Genomic DNA, 24,910 nt, shown 5'->3' with positions numbered 1-24,910 from the left:
CTCACCGTACCGATCCAATGACCGAAACGCAGTGGGAGCGTGCGAAGGAGATTCTGAATGACCTTCTGGATGCGGCCCCGGATGATGTAGGGGGATGGCTGGATAGTCGCTGCTCGGGGGAGCCGGCACTCCGGTCCGAGGTGGAAAGCCTCTACTACGCACTCCGAGATGGGAAAATCGACGAGGAGGCAGGGGCGGCCGCCTGGCTGGGTACATCCCAACCGGGCGACGACGCCCACCGACAAGGCCTTTTTCCATTCGTCGGCTTGGGTGCACGAACGGTGGCGGAGAATCAACCCGTCGTCGGACGCTACCGACTTCTTGAGGAGATCGGCGCCGGTGGAATGGGCGTCGTCTATCGTGCCGAGCGAGCGGACGGCGCGTTCGAGCGTCCCGTTGCTGTAAAGCTCCTTCGCCGGCGCATCGTCTCCCCTGATACGGAGACGCGCTTCCGGACGGAGCGACAGGTCCTCGCCAGCCTCGATCATCCGCACATCGCTGGCCTCATCGATGGAGGGGTGACCGAAGACGGTCGTCCATACCTCGTGATGGAGTTTGTCGACGGTACGCCCATCACCGATTATGCGGATGACAACGCGTTAACAATGAGCGAGCGGGTAGACTTGCTCACGCAAGTCATCACTGCTGTCTACGCAGCTCACCAGAACCTGATTGTTCACCGTGACCTGAAGCCGTCGAACGTGCTCGTGACCGAGACGGAGACGGGGCCACGCGTCAAGCTACTGGACTTCGGAATCGCCAAAATTCTCGGTGGCGACCTGCCGGTAACGCGACCTGTGACGCAGACCGGGCGCGCCCTGATGACGCCGGCCTATGCGGCGCCAGAGCAAATCACGGAACGTGAGATCTCAACTGCCACCGATACCTACCAGCTCGGCGTGCTCGCCTACGAGCTCTTTACGGGTACTCCGCCGTTCGGTCAAGGAGACAAAAGCCGGGGTCAGGTTGACAAAGAGATTCTGGAGACGCCTCCGGAGGCACCCTCGTCGCGGGGAGCAGCGACAGGAGGCGATGCCCATCGCCTCAAAGGGGACCTCGACACCATCGTTCTGAAGGCGCTACGGAAGGAACCTGACCGCCGTTATGCCTCTCCAGATGCAATGCGGCGCGACCTGCAGCGTTATCAAGACGCGGAACCGATTGAAGCCCGCCCGGCAACATGGGGATATCGAACGCGAAAGTTCGTTCGGCGAAATCGATGGGGCGTGGCAACGGGTGTGGCGGTCATCTGTCTCGCCCTCGCCTTTGCCAGTGTCATCGTTCAGGAACGGAATGCAGCCCAGCGCCAGGCGGAGAAAGCGGAGCAGGTATCTGCCTTTCTCGTGCGGCTTTTTGAAGCAGCCGACCCCAATCTGGCACCCGGTGATACGGTGTCCGTTCGTATGCTCCTCGAGCGGGGACAAAAGAGGCTTGAGACGCTGGATGACCCGTCCGTAAAAGGTCAGATGGCGCACGTTCTCGGGCAGACCTACCGTCGCCTTGGCGAATTTGAGAAGGCTCGAGCCCTTTTACAGACGTCTGTCCGGCTTCGGACCCGTCTGCGGGGCGACGACCACCCGGCCACACTCAAGAGTATGTCGGCACTCGGTCTGCTCGAACGCGATCAGGGTCGATACGAGGCGGCCGATACGTTGATGGAGCGCGTCGTAGCCGGTCGTCGTGCCGTCCGCGGGCGATCGGACTCGACCGTCGTTCAGGCACTCATGTTTCACGGATTCATTCTCCGGAAGCTGGGAGATACCCCGGCAGCCGAGCAGCGCCTTCGAACGGCTCTCCGCGCGCATCGGAGCCGGCAGGACACAGCGAATATCTTGACCGCGGAGCTTCTTTTTAATCTGGCTGCACTTCTCAAGACACAGGGAAAAATTGACGAGGCCCTGCCCGTGCAGCGCCGGTCTTTCCATCTCGTCGATTCACTCACAGACGGTCCACATCCGGGGCGGATCGCAAACCTGAACAACCTTGCGATCCTGCAAGCCAAGCGAGGAGCCTATCCTGCGGCAGAAAGCCTGTACATTCGGCTTCTGGATGAGGGAACCGCGCTGTACGGCCGAGATCATCCGAGGCGAGCTCGATGGATGAGCAACCTGGGTAGCCTGTACACGAATCAGTTCGAATATAAATCGGCGGATTCGCTGCTTTTGCGTGCGCTCGACATGGAGAAACAAACAAGAGATGGCCCACATCCTCAGACCGCTCTCATACTGCACAATCTGGCGGTGAACGCGCATCAACAAGGCGACCTCGCCCGGGCCCGTAGACGGTTTGCGGAAGCGTTGGAGATGATGCAGGTCGTTCACGATGCCCCAGACCAAAGAATAGCCCGTCTGCAGGCAGAGTATGGATCCACCCTTTTGCATCTCGGCCGTCTGAGTGATGCAGAAGGTGTCCTGACGCAAAGTAGAGACGCCTTTCGGTCTCTGAACCAGAAGCCGAACGCGGACTGTGGAGATGTCCTTCTTCGGATGGGGCGACTACGGCTGGAGCAAGGGCGTCATGAGGATGCTGATTCCCTAGCCACGGTGGCTCTAGGTCACTTCCGCACAGAGGACGACACGTCGGAGGTCGAACTCTTTCGGGGGCGTCTCCTTCGGGCAGACATTGCTACGGCCGTCGGGGATCTCGATCGTGCCGCTTCTATTGCAGGTCGTGCGCGCTTGTACGCCAAAGATCTCCCTGCCCAGGAGCACTGGCGTCGATATGTGCTCCAGAGGATCCGCGGTGAAATTGCTCTGGAACGCGATTCGCTTGAGCACGCGCACCGACTCTTGCAGGAGGCTCACACATCACTTCAAGAAATTCGCGGCGCGAGCAGTGTGGCGACAGAGGCAACGCAAAAGGCACTTCAAGCCGTAAACATGCGTGCCGAGGCCGACGCATAACGCGTACCCTGAGGTGTCTTGCGTCGCTCAATCCCGGTTCCGAAACCGCTGCTCGGCGATTCGCGATTCGATCGTCCGCCGACAATGCGAGGCGATTGCGGAACGAGAATCATCGTCTTCAGTGAAGCCTGATCGACACTTACACCAAATCCAAATGACAATGTCGGGGTCAAGATCATCTGTGGAAGCGTTTCGCAGACGTGAGAACCTGTTTGGCGGACAGCCTTCGGCGATCCAACAGTACGGACCTCCCGCCGGTCGGTCCTCGCTCCGTTTGCAATACGAGGCTTGGTTGATCTCGCGAGCCGGGTCGACTACGTCATTGTGAAAGGCTCCCCGTTTCAGGCCTGCGAATCACCATAAAAGACGGCGCTCACGTTTTCGCGATCCATCCGCCAAACAGGTTGTGAAAGTGTCAGAAGACGTTGATTCCTGCGTCTCTTCCCCTTTTTCGATCGAATCGACCCTACATCCGAGGCACGGAATCCGGACACGATCATTTGGATTCAGTATTACCGCGGCGGGTTGTACACTGTGGACGTGCGTGCTTCGCCCTCATTTTGCTTTCAAACGTTACTGATGACGGACGACCTCTGCCTGTTTGCCCTCAGTGAAACCCGTGCATTCGGTCGCTCGGTTGCTACGTCCCTTGGCACCGAGCTTTCAGACCACGCAGAAGATAATTTTGACGACGGAGAGCACGCGACGCGTCCGCTCACGAATGTGCGTGATAAAGACGTGTATGTCGTGCAGTCCATGTACGACGCGCCCGAGTTGAGCGTGAATGACAAGCTCTGTCGGCTTGCTTTTTTCTGCGGGGCTCTGCGCGATGCGGCCGCGGCACGCGTGACGGCGGTGCTCCCGTATCTCAGCTATCAGCGAAAAGACCGAAAGTCGAAGCCACGTGATCCCGTCACGACCCGTTATTTGGCGGCGATGGTCGAAGCGGTCGGGGTCGACCGGGTGCTGGCGATGGATGTCCACAATCTAGCTGCCTTTCAGAATGCCTTCCGCGTCCGTACCGATCACCTGGAGGCTCGTCCGTTGCTCGTCGACCATGTGCTTCGGGAGGTTGGGGAACGAGGGGTTGTCGTGATTTCACCGGATGAGGGCGGAGTAAAGCGGGCTCACCGTTTTGCAAAGGCCCTGCGTGTGCGGGGTGATCGTGCGGTGACGGTTGCATTCGTAGAAAAAGTTCGCCAGGACAATCGGCTGACGGGCGGAAGTCTGGTCGGCGACGTGGACGGACGTGTGGCGGTCATCGTGGATGACCTGATCAGCACGGGGACAACCATTCACCGCGCGACGGAGGCCTGTGCGAGAGAGGGAGCGGAGGAGATCTATGCGGTCGCGACGCACGGCGTCTTCGTCGGGAACGCGGCGAAAAATATCGGCACTGATCTGTTGAGTCGCACCTTCGTGACCAACACGATCCCACCGTTTCGTCTGGAAGGCACAAAAGCTCACGCCAAGCTCGAGGTGTGCGATGCATCGGGACGGGTAGCGCGGGCGATCGCAGCGATCCATACGGGAGGTTCGGTCGCAGCGCTCAATACGATCGAAGAAGAGCCCACGTCTACGTGACGTGCAAGAGGGAGCTGATCGAGCCTACGACTCCTCCGAGGCTGACGCGTCCGATCGGGTGCGCGCTTGCTGTACGGGTGCCGTGACCGTGATGGTCGTACCGTCGCCGGGAGTGGTCTCGATTTCGCAGTGGCCCCCGGCAAGCTCCAGACGCTTGCGGACATTCGCGAGGCCCTGTCCGATGGGAGACTGGCTCTGCGGGTCGAAGCCCGTCCCTCTATCCTCGACGACAATCCGGATGTGTTGTTGATGTTCGTTCAGTTGAGTCTGTAGCTCCCTAGGACCTGTATCGTGCCCCAACGGCGCCTGAAGGCGCACGTCTCCAGCCGGAATCATTTGGGCGCGAACGGTGGCCTCCTCCACGCCGGCGTGCTTGACCACGTTGAAGAGCAACTCGCGCGTGAGTTGAAAGAGAAGGTTCTGTATGTTGCTGTCGGGCACGTCTACGTCCTCGCCGAGTTCTACGTGAACGGTGAGACCATGTCGGTTTTTGAACCGGTCGGATAACCAGCGGAGAGCCGCAGCGAGTCCCTTTTTTTCGAGCACTGGCGGGTTCAGGTCGACGGTGAGAGACCGCGTGGTGTCGAGCGCTTCGCCGAGTAGATTTACAATACGCGGAAGGCTCTCATCACGCGTTTCGGGCTCCGAAATAGCCAGTTCCGCCCACATCTTCGCGCTGTGGATGATTTGCTGCAGGTGGTCATGCAGGATGTGGGAGATCCGGTTGCGTTCTCGCTGCTCAGCGGAGGTGACCGCCATGGCCAACTCGCGGACCTGCTCTGTGCGGTGCATGACCCGTTGCTCCAGCGTGCGATTCGCTTCTCTCAGGGCCTCCTCGCTGGCTTCGAGTGCTGCGTTCTTTTCCTCCAACCACTCAAGTAAATCGCGGACCTGATACTGACGTCTTCGGGCGCGGAGCGCGGACTGTACGACGGATGTGAGTGTAACGGGGTGCACCGGGTATTCCAGAACGGTCAGGTTGCCTCCCGTTTCAGACGTGAACAGGTCGAGTGTGCCCAGCCCGGGAAGCGACTGAGGCTGCCGCTGGGTGAGCACGATGATCGGCAAATTGGACCACGGCGGTCGGCGACTGAGCGTGCGCAGTAAGAGCTGGACGGCATGTTCCGTCACCGCTTCGTCTGTTACGATGACCGCTCCGGCCCCATGCCGTAGTTCCGCGTACAACTCCTCGATGGACTCGACGCTCTCCGTTGAAATTCTAGCGTCATCGAGCGTCGATTGGATTGAAGGTGTTCGAGATACGCCCGGCAGCAATAGCAGTACGCGTTCGCTGACGGTTGCATCACCAGCGAATGGACTGGACGACGAATGCGGAGCGGTCATGGACAAAGAGAGCCAGAGGGCGAGAGGGAGTAACTCAAGTGTAACCGTCGGCTATCCGCGCGTTATCATCCACGGGCGCATGATCGATTGTCTTCTCTTCGATGGCGTCACACAATGCGTGTTTAGCGGACACGGTGTTTGATATGATGACACAACACCCCGTACTCGGGTAGCGATCACAATAAATCACATAATGTGTGAGATTGATCATTAAATACACATGTTCGGGCGAAGGCGAGATGCACCTCACGCGGGCTGGATGAATCCAAATTCGTCCTCGTCGCCTCCAAAAGACGATTTTCGTGGGTCGTACCGTCTGGTCTGGGAAGAATGACCGCGTTACTCAGGCGGTGTGGTTCAAGATGAAACGCCAATGCCTGCATGGCGACTAGTACGTAACTTCACGTTGTCGACTCTGGTGGCACAGAGTTTGGAGAAATGGATGGAGAACGCAGTTCTAATTTTATGGCGCTGATGCCGGGAAGACGAAAATATGGCGCGCAGGATTTACATCATTGAGCCGCATCCAGCGGTCCGCGAGAGCTTTCGATTTCTTGTGGGACCAATGGCAAATTTAACCATTGTGGGGACGGCTGCTACATACAAGTCCGCGATGCACGATCTGTCCAGGAAGAAGCCGGACATTGTGCTGATGGGTCTTGCCGGAGCGAGCGATGCCCCGATTCGAGCCCTCCGCTCTCAGTGTCCGGATGCCCGAATTCTCGTGGCAACCGCCTTTCAGACTGGTCTAACGCCTTCCGTCGCACAGGAGGCCGGGGCCGACATTTGCGTCTCTCGTGCGTACGGAGCTCCATCGTTACTGCCAAGTCTGCGCAAGATTGCAGGCACGCTCAACCGACCTGCGCTGCACCCGATGGAGCGCGATGTCTCTTTTGCTGACTCCCCACGCGTTCCCCCGACGTGCGCGGCAGATTCGATCTCTGCATCTGAGCGACTTCATCCGGCCGACTAATCTGTTCCGCGATTGCCGCGACGCCGGTTGCGCACATCGCACTCGGAGGGGGCTGGGGCCGCAGTACGGGATGCCTCCACACAACAGAAAACGGCGGATCCGACCCGGGTCCGCCGTTTTGCATTTGAAATGTCACTGGGAGGTTCGTCAAATCCGTTCCAGGCGGACGAAGACACGTTCTTGCGGGGCGTCCAGTCGGTTCAGGGCCGTTGCTCTATACCACCGCCACCGGCCGGTCCCCGTTCGAAGGCGAAGAAGCCAGCGAGCATGCTGTTTCCGTTGGCAGACCATGTGCGCGAGGTCCTGCATGACGCGCCTTAAGTTGCGTCCGTGGACGTGCGTGAAAAAATAAGGGTCAAAGGTCTGAGACGGTCCGTATTCCAGGAGAGACCGTGCCGAGCGAGTTATCGACTGAACTGTACCCTCAGAATCGAGGGTAAGAAGAGGTACGAATTGGGTTAACTTCTCGTCGTCCTGGAAGCGCTTCCAAAATGCGTCCGAAAAAACAGGATTTGAATCAGGGGGGGCAATCGGTTGCACAGCGGACGTAGCCATCATCGGTAGATCATCTGATGAGGAAATGGCAAAACAAAGGCTCGGGCGGATGGTCTTGCATTTCGTCTCCCGCAGAAGACCACGTAGAAAGAAGGCAAGATCGGTCCGTAGGCCCTACGTGGCCGTCGGTGTAGACGACATCGTCAGGCAGGTACACGATACACATGGGTCGCGTGACCGTCAAGCCGGATGGACACGTACGACGTGCGGCTTTCCGCATGATTGACGTGATAGATTCTCCCACGCGGGGCGTGACCTCTGGATACATTGCGCTCCACCGTCATCGTACGCGATCACGCCCGGAAATTGAAGGCGTCCAGGATGACCATTCTTGTACGTTCACAACCCGTTTGCCGGACAGCCTTCGGCCATCCAACGGTACGGACCGCCCGAGCTCCCTTTCTCCCGCGCTCCATCCGAGGCGCTGTAAAGCTGCTTGGCCGCTATTCTCGCTACCGAGATGAATGTGAGTAGCCGGCCTCCTATATTACCGAGCCAACCGAAGAAGTCCGTACGGACGACCGTTCGGGGGTTTGTATTCGTGAGAAAAGACTCTATGGTCGTTGAATCCGCGGTCAGGATCGTGCGGCACCTTCCCGAATCTCTGCGTCGTCTCCTCTTCTGGAAGCTGTGACTCATGGACGGCCGTTCTTGGATGGACGATATCGATTGGTATAGCGTCGTGGCGTCCATGTCCGACGGTGTGCTGGTCTGTGCGTCGGATGGACGTATCCTTGAGTGCAGCGATGGAGCGGCCGCCATGTTCGGCTGCGTACCGGAAGAGGCCGTCGGGCGTCCGGTGCACGAGCTGGTCGGTCCGTGTTTGTGCCCGGACGGCCGAGCCGTTTCCCCCGATGATCCGATTGGGTTCAGCGGCGAGAGCGGCTCCTTCATCCGAGGACTGATGCGTCCCAATCGACCGCTTCAGTGGGTGGAATTCGATCCACACCGGCCATCAACGCACAATGCGTCGACCGAGCGGGCGCCCGCCGTCGTTTTCGTTCTGACGCGGACCTCTTTTCCGTTTGTCTCTCGGGATGACGATCGGATTGAGACGTCGGAGGAGCAGGTGGTTGGGCCCAATCGTTCTGTCGAGCGGGCATCCCAGCGAACGAGTGAAGTCGGCGAACCGGTCGATACGGTCGGGGATCTTGGTCAGACGGTTGGCCGCTATCGTAGCACTTCCGAGCACGGCGTCTTCGCGGCGGACGCCGGGATGGTCAGTCTGTTCGGGTATTCGGCGGAAACACTGCGTACGACCGATGCGGATCAGTTACTGGTAAACCCTTCGCACGCAAAAACGCTTCGTGAGAAGCGCCGCGAGAAAGGGCTCTTGCATCGGGAGGAGGTCCACTTTCGACGCCGTAACGGCACGTCGTTCTGGGGGCTTCTTACGAGTCTTCCGGCGTACGGTGAAGATGCCAATGTACGGTTCTACGACAACATCATTGTCGACATCACAGACCTCAAGGAGACGCAGTTTGCGCTGGAAGCGAGTGAGGAACTCTATCGCGTTCTGGCTGAGCATTCCGTCGATATCGTCACGCGCCATGCGATGGACTCGACGTACCACTACGTTTCTCCCTCGGTCGAGTCCGTACTGGGCTACACGCCGGAGGAGTTGATGGGGACGCGTGCTATCGACATCACGCATCCGGAGGATCTGGGACTGTATCAACAGATCGGGCGTGCCCTTGATGAAGATGCACGCATCAAGGAGCGTGTCCGCTTCCTGCACAAGGATGGGCACTACGTGTGGCTGGAGGTGACCGGTCGTCTCGTTCGTGATCCTGAGACGGATGCGGGAATCGAGTACGTAGCATCCTCTCGTGACGTGACATTGCAGGTCGAGTCGGAGAATGTACTGCGGTTTGCGGCCCAGCGACTACGAATTCTGAGCGACATCAGCCAGGCTACGCTTCAAACGACGGATCTTGAAACCGTCTGCCAGGTCGCGCTCGATACGCTCGCCCGCGCAGTTTCGCAGACACGGTCATCCATCCTCGCGTTTCATGAAGAGAAAGGGTATGCGGAGGTGCTGGCCGTACGCAGTCCCGGTGATGAGGAGATCGATGAGGGTACCGTGCTGTCGTTGGAGTGGCTTCACACCTACGATGACCTTCGGCACGGTCGGGACGGTTGGGTGTCTGATCTCAACACACTGTCGACGTCGTCCCCGCTCCTGAATCGATTGGAGAAAATGGGCATTCAGTCCTTCATTTCCGTTCCCGCGATCGTGGAAAATCGCACGGTCGGTGCCCTGAATATCGCACATGATGAACCGGATGCCTTTACCTTCGACGATGTCGCCATTGCCCGCGAGGTGGGCCGATTGATTGCCCTGGCCATGCGGCAGAAGCAGTATCAAGAGGATCTCGTCGAAGCCAAGGAGGAGGCGGAAGAGATGAGCCGGCTGAAGTCTGCGTTCCTTGCGAATATGAGTCACGAGATCCGAACGCCGCTAACGGCCATTCTTGGCTTCGCGGATGTACTTGCGACGGAGGCGCAATCGCCGCACGATGAGCTTGCCCGCCTCATCTCTCGGAGCGGGCACCGTCTTATGGAGACGCTCGACTCCGTGCTCCAGTTGTCGCGTTTGGAGGCCGGGAATCTTCAACTCAACCCGGAGCCCGTAAACATCATCGAGGAAGTCCGCGAGGTGATTACCCTGATGGAGCCTCGGGCCGAGGAGGAAGAAGTCGATTTGCATGTCGAGATGCCGGACCATGCAGTCGAAGGCCAGCTCGACGCCATGGCCTTTTTCCGCGTATTGGGCAACCTGGTGAACAATGCGATCAAGTTCACAGAGCGAGGCGGAAGCGTCAACGTCTCTGTGCGCGCCGAGAATGACATGGTCGTTGTAGTCGTTCAGGATACGGGGATCGGGATGGTTCCGTCAGCGATCCCTCAACTTTTTGGCGCCTTCCGACAGGAGTCCACCGGAACGGAACGCTCACATGAGGGGAGCGGGCTGGGATTGACGATTGTGCGCCGGTTGGTCGATCTCATGGGTGGGACAATCGACGTGGAAAGTACGAAAGGAGAAGGAAGCACCTTTACGATCCAGCTTCCGGCGGGGCCGGTGCGTCGGGGAGGTGTGGCTCTGAACTCTTGATGTGGTTCCCGGCGGCGGGAGCACGGAGACAACCGGTGCTGTGAATCAACGGATCGGAGCGCGCACAGCATTTCTAACAGTCATTCAACGACTTGGGCGGACGGGAAACCGCATGGTCGGCGAAGAATACCGCGCACAAACGGACACGAACGGTATTCTTCGAACGGATGGACGATCAGTTATGAAATCCTTCCTCCGCGCTACGCATCAGTGGACCCGCACGAGGTTCTTTCGGATCGTCGCGTTTGCGGCGATGGGTGTTTTTCTCATGAGCGCGCTGCAGCCAGCACAAGCGCAGCAGTGGCGTCAACGGGCGACGGTCATGACGGACGTGAATCCGGGGCAGTCGACTCGCGCATTCATCGATACGGTCGCGGCACGACTGCGGAATAGCGACACACTGCAGGTGCGGCGCACCAAGGAGGGAGAGTTGATGGACATCCAGACGCTGACGGATTCTCTCCTGGAGGAAGGCGTTGGTCTCTACAGCGCGAATCGGCTGTTTATCGACTACGAGTTTGAGGTCGTCGACAATGAGTTCATCGAGGAGATCCAGGACATCAAGCTGATCTACCGACCGGCGTCTTCAGGCGAAGGGGATATTCCGATCCTCTACCTGGACGCGGAACGCGAGTTGGTTGCGAATGTGCTGCGGAATTCGGGGATCCCGGACGAGCGAAACCTGGATACCGTCCATTACTTCGTGAATGAGATTTCTTTTCCTTCTCTCGCACTCGATCAGAATGTCCGCGTCATCAGCGTGGCTGAACGGAAACTGCGAGAGGGGTTTGATCAGCGTCGGAAAGTGCTCATGCGCCAACTTAAAGCGTTTATTTACGACAAGGACAAGGTCTATCACACCCGCATCCTTGCCGATCAACAATAGGTGGATGGCACGGGTGGAATCATTCACCTCATATCGGGTCGAGACGGCAGAGGGCGGACCGCTCTCTGCCGATTCTTTTTGCATGCGCCTGAGGATGATACCGTCAGCGGCAATAGGACGAAGTGGTGGGAAGAAAAAGGAATCGGTCACTCCGGTCGATACGAGCACGCGGTACGGTGTGAGTTTACGTATCGTTATCCTGCACCCCTCCACGCCGACCCAAATTGCCACCCCGCACTATGTCAACATTCTTTCGCGAGATCAGCATCCGCCGACAGCTGCCCATAGCTCTCGTGGCCGGCATATTGGTCCTCTGGGCGACCGCTCTTCCGGCTCAGGCCCAGCGCTGGAGCCAGCGAGTGGAGGTATTGAAGCCCATCGAGGAGGACGGGCCCGCATATGCCCTCCTCGACTCTCTCGTCCTGGCGTTCGAGTCGGCCAGTGACACGGTTACCGTCCGCCGAGAGCCCGGCGACTCCACGCAATCGCTCCGCGAACTGGAGGACGACCTGTACGAGGCAGGGCTTGGTCTCGTCAGCGCGACGCATGTGTTTATCCAGTATGAGTTTGCCGTCGTCGAGGATGACTTCATCGAGACGATCGAGGAGCTACACTTCATTTACCGGTCGCCCAATGCAAATGAGGAGGACATCTCCATCTTCACGGTGCGAACCGACAATCCGATCGCCAGAGACGTGCTCATGAACGGCGGATTGCCCCGCCGGGAAAATCTGAACACGATCGACACCTTCGCCTCTCTGCTATCGTTTCCGAGGCTGGCTGAAGCCGGAGATGCTGTGGTCGTCAGCCTGAACAATCAAACGATCCGAGAGAACTTTGGCGAACGGCGAGAAGATCTCGCATCCCGACTCGTAGATCTGGTGTACGACGACGCGATGCCGGTCATCACGCGCACGAGGAAGCCACGCAACTAAGAGGCCCTAACCAGCCCTCATTGGAACTGCGTGCGGCACCCCAAGGGCACTTCCTCCGGGGCGCTGCACCGACTGGTTTCGGCGTTGAGCCGCATCGCTCGCTCTCGCTCATCGAAGCACGTTTTGTTATAGCCAATAAGCCCTTTCAACAGTAGACGCATCCGATCCTGGACGGTCCGTCCACACGATCTGGCCTGCCATCTTCGTAACAAACGCGCATCTCGGTTGGAAACATCGAGTAGGGCGGACGTTGACATAGGCTGTACGCAATCTTCGCCCCTCGTGTCTCGTCCCCATGCAGCAACAGAATCTTCGCGACATCGCTATTGTCGCTCACGTCGATCACGGCAAAACCACGCTGGTCGACGCCATGCTCTGGCAGAGCGGTACCTTTCGTGACAATGAGGAGGTCCAGGAGCGCGTGATGGACTCCATGGATCTGGAGCGAGAGAAAGGCATCACCATCATGGCGAAGAATACGGCGCTTCGCTACGAGGACTTCAAGATCAATGTTGTCGACACGCCGGGGCACGCCGACTTCGGCGGTGAGGTTGAGCGCACGCTTCGGCTCGTCGACGGGATCATGCTCCTGGTGGATGCTGCTGAAGGTCCGCTGCCGCAGACGCGCTTCGTTCTGCAAAAAGCGCTGGAGCTGGATTTGCCTGCCATCGTGGTTCTGAACAAGATCGACCGGAAGGATGCACGTCCGGACGAGACGCTGGACGCGATCTACGACCTGTTCATTGATCTCGGTGCAACGGAGGAGCAGATCAACTTCCCGGTGCTCTACACCGTCGCGACGGAGGGACAGTGTGCCACCGAACCGGATGGCGAGCTCACGGATCTGCGCCCGCTGTTCGAAACGATCATCGACACGGTCCCCGCTCCGTCGGGGGTTGCCGATGAGACGCTTCAGGTGCTTGTAACGAGCGTTCAGCGTGACAACTACCTCGGTCCGGTCGCCGTCGGGCGCGTCGAGCAGGGCACGCTCAAGAACCGGCAAAAGATTAGCCTATGCCATCGCGACGGCTCCTTCGAGCAGGCGGAAGTCACCGCTCTGTTTACCTACGAGGGCCTGTCTCGGGTCGAAGCCGAAGAAGCCGGTCCCGGCCACATCGTTGCCATCGCCGGGGTGGAGGGCATTGGTCTCGGCGAGAGTCTATCGACCGCGGAGGATCCGGAGCCGATGGAGCCGCTCCACGTCGACGAGCCCACGATGTCGATGGAGTTCCGCGTGAACGATGGTCCGTTCAGCGGCCAGGAGGGTGACTACGTCACATCTCGCCAGCTCCGCGATCGCCTGTTCGATGAGGCACGCAACAACCTCGCGATTCGTGTGGAGGACACCAACACGCCGGAGCGCCTCCTCGTGTACGGCCGCGGCGAGCTGCAGATGGCGATCCTGATCGAGCAGATGCGGCGCGAAGGGTATGAGATGTGCGTCGGTATGCCGCAGGTTATTACCAAGCAGATCGACGGCACGAAGCACGAGCCCTACGAGCGGACGGAGATCGACGTGCCAGACGAGTACGTCGGCGTCGTGATGGAGCGCCTCGGCGAACGGAAGGGGCAGGTCCAGCACATGGAGCACCAGGAAAGTGGGCGAGTGCGCCTCGTCTTTGAGGTGCCGAGCCGTGGCTTGATCGGCTACCGGTCCAAGTTCCTCACGGACACGAAGGGCACCGGTCTCCTTACGCATCGCTTCGAGCGCTTTGGCGAGTGGGCAGGAGAGATTCCGCATCGCACCACCGGGGCTCTCGTCGCCGATCGGAAAGGGAAGGTGACAGCCTATGCGCTCCTCAATCTGCAGGATCGGGGCGAGTTCTTCGTCGCGCCGGGCGAACGGGTTTACGAAGGCATGATCGTGGGCGAAAACAATCGTCCGCAGAACCTCGATGTCAACATGACGAAGGAGAAGAAGCTGACGAACATGCGGGCCGCTGCCGGTGAAGAGCTCGAGCGACTGGCCCCGCCGCGCGACATGTCGCTGGAGGAAGCGATCGAGTTTATCCGTGACGACGAACTGATCGAAATCACGCCGGAGTCGTTTCGTCTGCGCAAGCGTCACCGCGATCCGAAGGAGCGCAAGCGCGCGAATACGGCAGCGTAGCAACGTTGATGCGTTTGAGCGTTCGTACGTTTGTATGTTGGGCGAATTTCTCTTTCGGTTGGCTCAACACAAACGACCGACAACAAACGACTTAGCACTTCGAATTTAGTGCTTCGCCTTATCCTTCTCCCATTCGATGCGGTGTTGATAGCGCCACCACAGATCGGCGAAGTATGCGCCCGTTCCCTCCTCAGGGTTCGGGCGTTCGTCGTTATGGACGAGGTCGACGAACTGCTCCTGGTCCTCCGATTCCGGCTGAATGGTGCCATCGGCGAGTGCCTGCAACCAGTGGCCGTACCGCTTCAGGTCGCGTCGCTCGGACCGGTCGAAGATACGCAGGCTGCATTCCGGTTTGAAGCCGCGTTGCTCGAGGTATGTGTCGTGGTTGGAGTCAGGCACGGCACGAGGGAGGAGGTCAATTTGAACGCGAGTCGTTGTATCACTGTGATGACCCGCAGGGACACCGAAGTCGCACAGGCGAAACCACGTCATTTTGACGCGGATCCGCACGCGCTAAATGACTACACCGCCCGGTTTCTTCAGGAGCGATCGGGAATGTAGAGGGCCGGACGATCTGAGGCCGTCTTTATCCTAGTGCCCCGTCCTTATTTCGGTTCATGCAGCGCGAGGCCCAGGGCGGTCCCTCCAACGACGGCGACAGGCATCACCACCAGGTTCAGAAGCGGGATCCAGAACAGCAGGCTCGTGCTCAGGCCAAAGCCCAGCGCCAGCGGACGGTGGCGATTGAGCAGATCGAGTTTTTCTTTCCACCGGAGTCCGTAGCGGGCCAGGGCGACATCGGCGTACTCGAGGCCGAGAAAGAACGCCGCAAGTCCGGCGTGCAGGACCGCTGCGACGGGCGGGCCGATCCATGGAATGATGTTGAGGGCCAGCACCGGGACCGCACACAGGACGTAGACGACCGTCACAGCCGTCGTGCTCACGAGGGAGCGTCCGAGACCGGTCCACATCGAGACCTCATCGGGAGAAGGCGAATCGCCGGTGAGGATGTCTTCGGCGCGGATGGAGAGGGCATCGTTGAACGGACTGGCGACGATGCCGCCGAGGAGGAGGGCCGTCAGGTAGGCACCGGCTACACCAAGCAGCATCAAGATCACATAGAGGATGATCCATCCGAGGAGAAGGATGCCGCCCCAGAGCCCTTCGGAGGTCGGCTGAGTCCACCACAGGGCGAGCAGGTCGTCGGAGTAGGCGACGGCGGCCACGGCCACGCCGGTAAAAAGGAGGATACCGATGATTGCCGGCGCCGCAGCCCAGTTCCAGAGCGATCGATGTCGCCAGAGCAGAGCGACGGATCGGAAGGGCAGTGAAAGTCCCCGCATCCACTGCACGAGAACGGTGCCCGAACGCGCATTACGAAGATCCGATACCAGCGAAGACATAGCGCGACGGAGAGGGGAAGAAAAATCGAGCGGTGTACCGAGGCGGCCGTCAACATACGACGTAGCACATGATCCCACAAAAAACCGCGCACATCCCAGTAGGACGTGCGCGGTGCATGCTACGTACAACGTGGACTTATCAAGGATGCACAGTCATGCCTCACTGAGGCACACTCATGCCTCACTGAGGCACACTCATGCCTCGCAGAGGCACACTCATACATCAAAGATGTATATTCATCCATCGAAGATGTATATTCACGCATCCATTGAAGCCACCTCCGGTTCGGCTGTCGACTTCTCCATTTCCTCCTCAGAGACCCCGTTGCCGTCGGGGCCAAGGTCATACTGCTCTTTGATGTTCGGGTACGCGGTCTGGAACATGTCGTTGACCTCGTCGACCTCGTTGTTGTGCTCCTCGCGCGCCTTGTGAAGCCGGACGCATGCCTTCCAGACGGCTCGACGAAGGTTCCACTTGCGGACGGAGTAGGCCGCGCTGCGTCGCGTGCCGTCGCCTTCCAGCCAGCTCAGCTGAACGTACGGCTTCGGCGTCCCGCTGCCGTCATCCTTCCAGCAAAAGTTGAGACCAATCACGCCGGTCTTTGAGCGGGCTTCGGCCGAGCGGCGAACGGGGTCCATTGGATCCGGCAACGTTTCGAGCAACTCATCCCGGTATGCCACTGCCTTCGAGAGTGCCTCCTCGCGTCCCCCGAATCGTTTGTCCGAAAAGTACTTCGTGTGCTGTTTTTTCTGGCGTTTGATGCGAACCTGCCAGCCGTGCGTCGGATGCCTATCCGGATGCTCGTCCGTAGGCTCAATGTCAATACGAAAAACGTTCTTGGGTTTATCAGTCATGGTGGAGAAGATGCCGTGTCGTAGCGGGGAAGAAGCGATCAAAAGAAGATCATGGCCTATCCCAGCGCGATGGATGCGCGAGAAGGCGAAAGAAAAGAACAGGTGCAGACGGGCAAGACAATCCGAATAGAGAACGATGACGTGCGGCTTCGCAGTCCGTGGCCAGAGTGCCCATGATGCGAGGGCGGAAGCCCCGGACGACCGTCGTTCGTGCCCGACACAAATGAGCACACGAAAGAGAGAGGAGGCGTCGAATGCGGATCCCGACACGCGTAAACATGTCCGCGGTACGACGCATACGCCGCTCAAATATGAGGGGCAGCTAAGGTGAATGCAAGTGATTGACTAGAAGGTGTCCAAGTTTGCGAAAAAAGCCCACGACCCGTTGCGAGTTTAGATGAACTACAGGCAGTAACAATCGATTGCGCTGCGAGGAAGGGAAAGTAACGGGTCATGCAATCCGGTCGTGCGGTGTGGTGATGAACCGGGTAAAATGGTCCAGCAAGCTCTGTGCGAGGGTGGTACTCAATTGGAAAAGCGAATCTCTGGGTTTCTGCTCCATTTCAATGGCACAAAAAGAAGCCGCCCGGATGAGTCCGGACGGCCTTCGTTTGAGCGAACGGCGCACCGCTAGAGTACGCCCGCATCCTTGGCAGCTGCACGCAATGCCTCTTTCTGTTTGTCGGTCAGGTCTTCCGGAATGCGGATGTCGATCTCGACGTACAGGTCTCCCTGCCCACTGTCGGTCTTGACGCCTTGTCCCTTGAGACGAAGTTTTTCTCCCGGTTGCGAGCCCGGTGGGATGGTCACCTTGATCTTCTGCCCATAGGGAGTAGGGATTTGACGCGTGGTGCCGAGCATAGCATCGAACGCGGGTACAGACTCCGTCAGGTGGATGTCGTCGCCTTTGCGGTGGAACCGCGGGTGATCGCCAACGCGGAACGTCACGTACAGGTCGCCCTGCCCGCCGGGCCCTTGTTGGCCACGGCCGCGCAGACGCACCTTGTAGCCGTCCTTCACACCCTGCGGCACCTTTAGACGGATGGTCTCGCCCGTCGGCAGTTTGACCTGCCGCTTGCCTCCTTGCAGGGCCTCACGGAACGAGAGGCGAAGCGTCGTTTCAACGTCGTGTCCTCGTGACGCCTGCTGCCGACGTTGCTGCTGAAACGGGTCGCGGGCTCGGGCCTGAGATCGGCCGCCCCCTCCGAAGAAGCTCTCAAAGATATCTCCGAAGCCGCCGCCACGGCCGCCAGGTCCACCGCGCCCACCGAAGATATCCTCGAAGTCGCCTTGCTCGAAGCGAACGTCCGCTCCGCCACGTCCCGCGCCGAAGCCATTGCCACCGAAGCCACCGAACTTCCGGCGCTGATCGTACTGCTGGCGTTTCTCCTCGTCTGAGAGCACCGAGTACGCTTCCTGAATTTCCTTGAAACGTTCCTCGGCGGCGGCGTCATCCGGGTTGCGATCCGGATGATGCTTGCGTGCGAGGGAGCGATATGCTTTCTTGATCTCCGACTGGCTTGCGTCCTCGCTGACGCCCAGTATGTCGTAGTAGTCTTTAGTCTGAGGCATATCTGTGCGACACGCCTTGATGAGCGAAGAAACAGGTTTTCCAGCGTGGCTGGAACGTGCAGACTGCCAGATTGGCTGCCAGTCTGACGAATGATGCAGCAGACGACGACAGAAATCCGCCGATTCTGCAGACGAATCGTCGATCTTGGCCTGCTTTCCGGGATACAAGCCCGTCACCATTACTTGAACACAATCCATGCCACTGCGCAGTTCGAGACGAAATGACTGATTCGCCGGTTGAAGCCCGCAAGATTCGCAAGGTCCTCGTCGCAAATCGCGGCGAGATTGCCGTCCGTGTCATGCGCACGTGTCGTGAGCTTGGCATTGAGACGGTTGCCGTATACTCTGATCCGGATCGCCCGTCGCCCCACGTGCGGATGGCGGACGAAGCCTACAACATCGGGCCCGCCGCGGCGAACCAGTCGTATCTGGTCCAGAGCAAAATCCTGGAGGTCGCGCAGCGCAGCGACGCAGATGCCATCCATCCCGGTTACGGCTTTCTGTCGGAGAACGCCGACTTCGCAGAAGCCTGTGAGGAGGCGGGCGTTATTTTCATCGGGCCGGGGCCACAGGCCATCCGGGCCATGGGAGATAAGACGGCGGCGCGTCAACTCATGGAAGACGCGGGCGTGCCGATGGCGCCAGGCACCACAGATGCGGTGACCGATGCGGAGGAGGGTGCACGAGTGGCGGAAGAGATTGGGTATCCGGTGCTGATCAAAGCTGCGGCGGGCGGCGGTGGGAAAGGCATGCGCGTCGTGGAGGAGGCGGAAGGGTTCAAGCGCTCGATGGAAATGGCACAGAGCGAGGCCACCTCAGCGTTTGGCGACGGCCGTGTGTTCATCGAGAAGTATATTCAGCAGCCGCGTCACATCGAGTTTCAGATTCTGGCGGATGCGCACGGCAACACCATCCACCTCTTCGAGCGCGAGTGCTCGATCCAGCGTCGTCATCAAAAGGTGATCGAGGAAGCGCCGTCGTCGATTCTGTCGGAGGAATTGCGCGAGGAGATGGGAGGAGCCGCCGTCGCCGCTGCGAAGTCCTGCGGGTATCGAAATGCCGGCACCGTCGAGTTTCTCGTAGACGCGGACGCGAACTTTTACTTCATGGAGATGAACACGCGTCTACAGGTGGAGCACCCGGTGACGGAATGGATCACGGGTATCGATCTCGTCGAACAGCAGATTCGCGTCGCAGAAGGGCGCGAACTGGACATCCAGCAGGACGATCTGTCGATCCACGGCCACTCCGTTGAGTGTCGTGTGTATGCGGAGGATCCGGCATCCAACTTTCTGCCGGACCCCGGACCGCTGCATCGCCACGCCGCTCCGTCCGGCTTCGGTGTGCGCGTCGATTCGGGGGTTGAGGAAGGCGGGGACGTCCTGATTCACTACGACCCGATGATCTCGAAGCTCACATCCTGGGGCAAAGACCGGGAATCGGCCATCCGCCGGATGGTGCGTGCGCTCGACGAGTACGAGGTCGCTGGCGTTCAGACGACGATCCCGTTCTGTCGATTTGCGATGGAGCACGACGCCTTCCGAAGTGGGCAGTTCTCAACCCACTTCGTTGACCAGCACTTTACGCCGGACGCGCTGTCGGTCGACGCCGATTCGAAGGATGACCTGGCCGCCCTCGCTGCGACGCTGTATGAGGCCGTGAGCGACGACAAGCCGACGGAAGTGGCTGCTGCGACCGGGGACGGTGCGCCTGCGCGCAGCCCGTGGCGAAATCGTAGAGAACTGTAAAGACGGTGTTTTTGTGTTGGTTCGTTCGATTCGGGATTACGGATTCAGGATTGGCGATTGTGACGTGGACTTGTTGACTGGGGTTTGGATTATTCCCTCGGAATAGAATGCAATCCACCGCACACCACTCACGACGCATCACTTCGCATTTCGACCTTCACCCTTCAACCTAGAAACGGCCCGGTCGCTGTTGCCAGCGCCGGGCCGTTTGTTATTGCATCGGCCTCGTGGCCGACGGGTGGTTCTCAGGGACCGCTAGTTAAAGATGTAGCGGACGCCCAGCTGCATGCGCCAGCGCGAATCCAGGATCGGATTCGGCTGGAAGGTTTTGTTCGTCCCGACGTACTGGAAGACCGGGCCGTTGGCATCGTTGTCGACGACGCTGACGGGTGCATTGCTCTGCACGGTCTCTCGCACGCCCCAGTCCGAGTTCAGCAGGTTCGGGACGTTGAGGATATCCAGGGAGACGCGGACGCGGTTGGGTGTGTCGCCAACATTCAGGCGAAACTCCTGTGCGACGCGAAGATCCATGCTGAAGTACCACGGGCTCAGCGCGCCGTTACGCTCCGCGATTGAGCCGCGGTTTTCGCTCAGGTAGTCGTCCTGGGCGATGTACGCGTCGAAGGCTGCGGCCTGCTCGGAGGGCGTCATCGAAGAGGTCGGCGCGAACGTCATTTCGCTCGCCGGGTTCTCCGGGATGTAGAGCAGGTCGTTGTTGCCGACACCGTCGCCGTTGAAGTCGCCGCCGTAGATGTAGCTGAAGCGGTCGCCCTTGGCGATCTCGGCGAACATGCCGATCGTCGTCGCGACGCCCGAGCCACCGAAGTCGTAGTCGAAGCGATAATTCGCCGCGGCCACGAAGCGGTGCTTCAGGCCGAACTCGGAGAAGCCGAGCCCGGGGTTGTTAGGGTCGCCGGCGATCGGGTTGCCCTGAAAGAGCACCTGGGCGATCTCTGTCGACGTCAGTTTGTTTTTCGCCTTCGTGTACGTGTAGGAAGCCTGCGCGTCGAGACCGAAGTCGAACGACTTCTTGAGTTCACCGGTGAAGGTGACTTCGTAGCCCTCGTCGCTGTTGTCCAGCACGTAGGCGCCCTGCACACGGGAGTTGACCGCCGTGGGATCGCCGGTTGCGTTGCCGAAGACGGGGCGGCCGTCAAGCGTGGACGTGCCCGTCGAATTCGGCAAGTTGATGTTCTTCGCGATGACGGCGTTGATGTCGTTGCTGTAGAGAAACTCAGCCGTCGCGATCACACCACCCGGAAGGCGCTGGTCGACCGCGAGGTTTGTCTTCCAAACCTGCGGCCAGGTGAAGTCCTCGTCGAGGCCATTCACGATGCCGAGGCATCCGTCACCTGTGCAGCCCGGGGCATCGAAGCCCTGGTTTGTGACCTGATTGCCGATCCAGACGAACGGAAGGCGTCCCGTAAAGATACCGGTGCCGCCGCGGACTTGCGTGCTACGGTCACCGAACACGTCCCAGTTGACGCCGAGGCGCGGCGAGAGCAGGGGCGCGACATCCGGCAGGTCGCCGGTATCAAGGCGCTGTCCGTTACGGAAGGTCAGGTCTGCAATCGCCTGGTTCGTGGGGATGTCCATGTAGTAGAGTGGAAGGTCGACGCGCAGGCCGGCCGTGAGCTTCAGGTCCTCGGTCGGACGGTATTCGTCCTGCACGTATAGCGCTGCTTGTGCCACGTTGGTTTCGTCGAGGGCAAAGTCACCAGACGCGCGGTCGGCGAAGCCATTCAGATCGAGGTAGCACGCGTTCCGATTCTCAACAAAACCGTCCGAGCCGATGGCCGGATCGTTGGGATACTGGATCAGGTTGCCGTCGTCGTCCAGGCAGGGACGTGTACCGGCGAGCGCTGGATCGGTGTAGTCGAAAAAATCATCGATCGAGAGGAAACGGGTGCCGCCCACCTGTGCCGGTGCTGCGAAGTTGCCGTAGGCAAACAGGTTGAATGAGTTATTGAAAATGAACTGCTCGTAGTTCACGCCGGCTGTGATCGTATGAGTGCCGGCAAAGATGCTCAGATTGTTCGTGAACTGGATGACATCTTGATCGAGCAGGTTGTTGACAGAAAACGGCTCAAAGCCGGCTGTTGTATAGTTTTGACCATCTTGCGCGATCTCCACGGTCGGGAACGGGCGCGGGCTGAACGCATCGCGGCTATCTCGGAAGGCGGTAAACCCGACGATGGTTTTGTTGGCAAATCGGTTTCCGATGGTGAGATTCGTCTCCCCGACGATCGAGTAGATCTTATTATTGATCGTGTAACCGGAATTGGAGAACGGGAGAGCGGTCGTGCTCGGCCCCCTCTGGAAGAAGGCCACCGGGTTCGCGTTCAGGTCGCGGGCCGCATTCAGGTAATTGAATCGGAGGCTCGCCGTGTTGCCCGGACTGATGTTGTAGTCGAGTTTCGCGAGGAACTTCTCGTTCTCGGTCGCAAGTTTGTAACCTTCACCGTACGTGCCGGGATCGTACCCAAATTCGTCGATCAGGCGGTCGCGGATCGCGTCCATTGTGCTGGCTTCCACGCGAGACACATTGGCACCGGACACGCCGGGAGCGGCTGCTCGGAACGTCGACCCTGGATCATCACGACGCACGATTTCAACGTTCGTGAAGAAAAAGAGCTTGTCTTCGATGATGGGTCCGCCGAGGCTCGCGCCGTACTGTCCAAACGACAGGTCGGACTCGAAGAGTTTGGTGTCGGCAACCTGGTCGCCGATAAAGTTCTCGTTGCGCGTGAAGTAGTAGGCGGTCCCTTTGAACTCGTTGGTCCCGCTCTTGGTGACGGTGTTCACGCCGGCACCGGTGAATCCGCCTTCGCGCACGTCGAATGGGGCGATCGAGACCTGTACCTGCTCCACCGCGTCCAGGCTGACGGGCTGCGCATTCGTCTGGCCGCCGGGCACGGGCGAGTCGAGGCCGTACGGGTTGTTAAAGATGGAGCCGTCGACGGAGAAGTTGTTGTACTGCGTGTTACGACCGCCGAAGCTCAGTCCGTCGGACTGCGGCGTGAGGCGCGTGAAGTCCTGCGTAGAGCGGCTGATCGTTGGCAGCGCATCGATCTGCTCTTGATTTACCGCCGTAGCGGCACCAGCGCGATCGGCATTCGGGTCGGACTCGCCGGATACGACGACTTCGTCCATCTCTTCGGTCTTGGGCGAGAGCGTGAACTCGAGCGAGCGCTCCTGACCCAGGCGGAGCTGCAAGCCGGTTTTGCGAACGCTTTCGTAGCCGACAAAAGTGACGGTCACGGTGTACGGACCGCCGACGCGGACCGAGGGGAATGCGAAGCGGCCGTCAGAGCGGGTCGACACGCCGTACTGTGTGCCGGAAGGTTCGTGAACGGCGACGACGTTCGCGCCGGGCAGGGATTCCCCGGTTTCGTCGACGACCAATCCATTGAGAGAGGCGGAGGTGACTCCCTGTGCGAGGACGGACGGTGCCATCCAAAGACAGGCTATGGCCAGACAGGCCAGAAATCGGTAGCGGAGGTTCATAAGGTGGATTCTTGAGGCGTCGTGAGATGTTATTTACTCCGCTGTAATAGTTAGCCAACAGTCACGTAACGCACATGTCGAATCGCCCAAATCCCTTGAAGTGAAGGGGAAGGAGAAGGAAAAATCATGTGACTCCATGTAATTTCAATCTTCCATGTTATCAAAACATGACATGAACCTTATTTGGAAGTAAAAAAGACGATCGCCGCCTGATCCGACGGGTATGAACGGGCCAGTCGAAACGGGCGGTTCGATGTGAGGCGATGATACGTTTGTGCGTTGAAGCGTTTGATCGTGGACGCGTTGGACGGATTGGGGGTTAAGGATTGAGGATTGAAGATTCGGGATTGGGCATTATGCCGGATGCCTACCGAGGATAATCCAACCAACCATGTACCATTTACAATCGACGAGGGCCCTGGGCATTGATCTGGCCCCCGAAGTCGTGGGCGCACTCGGTTGTCGGCTCCCCTCTCATTTTAATCGATTGCATTTTGTTTAGAACCAGTCTAAATTAACATCACAAGCCCATAATCATACGTCTGGCTGCTCACAATCGCTTGAGGCATGTCTGATTCCACGTTATTCACGACCGCGCACGGTTCGGCCATTCGTTGCGCCTGCTGCGACCGCATTGAGGTCACCTTTCGCGGCATTCCGTTCCTGCTAACAGAGGACGATTTGCCCGTCGTACAGTCCGTCTTCCAGTCAATCGGAGAAGCGGAGGCAGATCCGGGGGACGTGTGGGAGATGAGCGCGACAACCGGCAATGGCCCGGTGACCGTGCATTACCGACACCGAGACCTGCTGGAGTTCGGCAACCTGATCGACGGGACCGCTGCGATGCTGGAACTTGAAGAAATTATCGCCGACCTCACCCTCGACAGTGCGTGACGAACTTTCACACCTTGTATCTTAAACACGGTGCTGTAGCTCGATCACACCTGGGTCCTTGAGACCGTTTTTGAGCAAGGGTGCAGCATCTCCTTCCGTACTGAAGCCCAAACAGTTGATGAAGCCCGCGGCGCCGGATGTCGGGGAGCTCGGAGGTGACAAGGAGGGGCGTTCAGGACGGGCTTTCATGAACCGATCCGGAGCTTCGCTCTGGATCAACCGTCGGATACGGTATGCCATACTACGGACTGGATATCTCCAAGGATTACCTGGACCTCGTCACCGTGGACGGGGCGATCGGTCGATTCCCGTACACACCCGAAGGCATCGACGATGTGCTCGACCAACTGACGCCATCCACAGCCCAGCTTCTCGTGCTGGAGGCAACCGGCGGCTTGGAGCATGCGGTAGCTGCGGCTCTCGCAGCGGTGGGCTTCCCGGTGGCCGTGGTCAACCCCAGTTTTTGCCAGAACGTACATCACCCCAATATAAAAGTCAGGTGCCCACGCGACCTAGCATTCTGACT

16 protein-coding genes are annotated in these 24,910 nt (G+C 59.2%); 10 read left to right on the top strand and 6 right to left on the bottom strand.

Annotated features, from left to right (window positions below):
• The first annotated feature begins 17 nt into the window (after positions 1-17).
• Together CRI94_RS10920 and CRI94_RS10910 are read left to right on the top strand one after the other, a co-directional pair.
• Entirely contained in the window at positions 18-2,903 is a 2,886-nt protein-coding gene (locus CRI94_RS10920; protein WP_098075743.1) for a serine/threonine-protein kinase, read from the top strand.
• A gap of 579 nt (positions 2,904-3,482) precedes the next feature.
• The gene (locus CRI94_RS10910) at positions 3,483-4,487 is read left to right on the top strand and encodes a ribose-phosphate diphosphokinase (RefSeq protein WP_098075741.1); all 1,005 of its coding nucleotides are present in this window, start codon (positions 3,483-3,485) and stop codon (positions 4,485-4,487) included.
• A 24-nt stretch (positions 4,488-4,511) separates the two neighbouring features.
• Here the strand turns inward: CRI94_RS10910 and CRI94_RS10905 are convergent, their stop codons facing one another.
• A complete protein-coding gene (locus CRI94_RS10905; protein WP_098075740.1) occupies positions 4,512-5,831 on the bottom strand; it encodes a sensor histidine kinase in 1,320 nt (439 codons plus the stop codon).
• 493 nt (positions 5,832-6,324) lie between these two features.
• Here CRI94_RS10905 and CRI94_RS10900 point away from each other — a divergent pair, with 493 nt between their 5' ends.
• From CRI94_RS10900 to typA, 5 genes are all read left to right on the top strand, one after another.
• Positions 6,325-6,804, top strand: coding sequence for a response regulator (locus CRI94_RS10900; protein ID WP_143815371.1), 480 nt, complete (start codon positions 6,325-6,327; stop codon positions 6,802-6,804).
• Between the two features lie 1,192 nt (positions 6,805-7,996).
• Positions 7,997-10,474 (top strand): PAS domain S-box protein, encoded by a 2,478-nt coding sequence (locus CRI94_RS10890; RefSeq protein WP_098075737.1) that lies wholly within the window; start codon positions 7,997-7,999, stop codon positions 10,472-10,474.
• 181 nt (positions 10,475-10,655) lie between these two features.
• Entirely contained in the window at positions 10,656-11,360 is a 705-nt protein-coding gene (locus tag CRI94_RS10885; protein WP_143815370.1) for a hypothetical protein, read from the top strand.
• A 239-nt stretch (positions 11,361-11,599) separates the two neighbouring features.
• Positions 11,600-12,295: a hypothetical protein gene (locus CRI94_RS10880; protein WP_098075735.1), complete on the top strand. Its 696-nt coding sequence runs from the start codon at positions 11,600-11,602 to the stop codon at positions 12,293-12,295.
• A gap of 295 nt (positions 12,296-12,590) precedes the next feature.
• Positions 12,591-14,405, top strand: a complete 1,815-nt coding sequence (typA, locus tag CRI94_RS10875; protein ID WP_098075734.1) for a translational GTPase TypA — start codon at positions 12,591-12,593, stop codon at positions 14,403-14,405.
• Between the two features lie 105 nt (positions 14,406-14,510).
• Here typA and maoP read toward each other — a convergent pair whose 3' ends face one another.
• The 4 genes from maoP to CRI94_RS10855 form a co-directional block, all read right to left on the bottom strand.
• Complete coding sequence (gene maoP, locus CRI94_RS10870; RefSeq protein WP_179862261.1) at positions 14,511-14,804, bottom strand: DUF413 domain-containing protein; 294 nt, start codon at positions 14,802-14,804, stop codon at positions 14,511-14,513.
• 206 nt (positions 14,805-15,010) lie between these two features.
• Positions 15,011-15,808, bottom strand: coding sequence for an EI24 domain-containing protein (locus CRI94_RS10865; RefSeq protein ID WP_098075732.1), 798 nt, complete (start codon positions 15,806-15,808; stop codon positions 15,011-15,013).
• A gap of 258 nt (positions 15,809-16,066) precedes the next feature.
• Positions 16,067-16,663 carry an AP2 domain-containing protein gene (locus tag CRI94_RS10860; RefSeq protein ID WP_098075966.1) on the bottom strand — a complete coding sequence of 199 codons (597 nt, stop codon included), beginning with the start codon at positions 16,661-16,663 and terminating at the stop codon, positions 16,067-16,069.
• Between the two features lie 630 nt (positions 16,664-17,293).
• On the bottom strand, positions 17,294-18,235 hold the full coding sequence (locus CRI94_RS10855; protein ID WP_098075964.1) for a DnaJ C-terminal domain-containing protein: 942 nt from the start codon (positions 18,233-18,235) through the stop codon (positions 17,294-17,296).
• Positions 18,236-18,456: 221 nt separating this feature from the next.
• On the opposite strand from CRI94_RS10855, the gene accC reads away from it, so the two are divergent.
• Entirely contained in the window at positions 18,457-19,983 is a 1,527-nt protein-coding gene (gene accC / locus CRI94_RS10850) for an acetyl-CoA carboxylase biotin carboxylase subunit (RefSeq protein ID WP_098075731.1), read from the top strand.
• 255 nt (positions 19,984-20,238) lie between these two features.
• On the opposite strand, the gene CRI94_RS10845 is transcribed toward accC, so the two are convergent.
• A complete protein-coding gene (locus CRI94_RS10845; RefSeq protein WP_098075730.1) occupies positions 20,239-23,490 on the bottom strand; it encodes a TonB-dependent receptor in 3,252 nt (1,083 codons plus the stop codon).
• Positions 23,491-24,057: 567 nt separating this feature from the next.
• Here CRI94_RS10845 and CRI94_RS10840 point away from each other — a divergent pair.
• Complete coding sequence (locus tag CRI94_RS10840; RefSeq protein ID WP_098075729.1) at positions 24,058-24,384, top strand: hypothetical protein; 327 nt, start codon at positions 24,058-24,060, stop codon at positions 24,382-24,384.
• Between the two features lie 233 nt (positions 24,385-24,617).
• A complete protein-coding gene (locus tag CRI94_RS10835) occupies positions 24,618-24,908 on the top strand; it encodes a hypothetical protein (RefSeq protein WP_098075728.1) in 291 nt (96 codons plus the stop codon).
• Positions 24,909-24,910: the final 2 nt, after the last annotated feature.

Origin of the sequence: Longibacter salinarum (assembly GCF_002554795.1) — a bacterium.
Taxonomy (GTDB): Bacteria; Bacteroidota; Rhodothermia; order Rhodothermales; family Salinibacteraceae; genus Longibacter; species Longibacter salinarum.
The sequence above is the reverse complement of the archived record's forward strand: the minus strand, read 5'-3'. Positions and strand labels throughout refer to the sequence as shown.